The organism is Psychrobacter sp. 1U2 (genome assembly GCF_051847575.1).
Map to the genome: position 1 here is coordinate 1 of NZ_JBPYDC010000725.1, position 873 is coordinate 873.

General features: G+C 45.7%; 1 protein-coding gene. It reads left to right on the forward strand.

From position 1 onward, the window contains the following. Window positions 1–61: 61 nt before the first annotated feature. On the forward strand, window positions 62–873 hold an 812-nt coding region (locus ACS8FD_RS18335), incomplete at its 3' end, for a bifunctional nicotinamide-nucleotide adenylyltransferase/Nudix hydroxylase (RefSeq protein ID WP_439276901.1).

Consider the following 873-nt stretch of genomic DNA (forward strand, 5'->3'; position numbering starts at 1 on the left):
TCAGTATTGGCGTCATTAAAATATTTTCAATCAAAAAATACGTAGTAGGAAGTCGGCGTCTATGAGTGAATTATCAGAGCAACATTCAGATAAGCAAGATAGCAAACATTACCGCTATCTGATATTTATTGGTCGCTTTCAGCCATTCCACTGTGGTCATAAAGCCGTCATTGACGAAGCACTAAAACGTGCTGATGAAGTCATTATGTTGATCGGTTCGGCGAACTTGCCGCGTAGCTTGCGCAATCCGTTCAGTGTTGCTGAGCGTGCAGCTATGATTCAAGGTGCATATTCAGCTGAAGAGGCAGCCCGTATACATTGTGTGGGCTTGGATGATGCACTCTATAATGACACGCGCTGGCTACAATATGTGCAAGCAGGCGTCAAATCTGTTACCGGTGATCTAAATGCTGATATTGGTCTTATTGGTCACTCTAAAGACAGCTCTTCTTATTACTTGTCGTTGTTTCCGAACTGGGCATCGGTTTCTGTTCCCAATTATCATAACTTATCTGCTACCCCCATCCGCGATAGTTACCTAATGGGCGCAACACCTACCCCTGAGCGCACGCCTGAGTCGACTCGCAAAGTCTTAGATGAATTTAAAAAGACAAGTCATTATCAGCAGCTGCATGAGGAAGCAGGCTTTATTGATAAGTATAAAAAACAGTGGGAGTCTGCACCTTACCCACCGACATTTATGACTGCTGATGCTTTGGTTGTACAGTCAGGACACATATTGTTGGTAGAGCGGCGCAGCATGCCAGGGCGAGGACTCTGGGCGCTGCCAGGTGGTTTCCTTAATCCAAAAGAGACCTTGTTTGACGCCTGCATCCGTGAGCTACGTGAAGAGACTCGGTTAAAAGTCCCTGA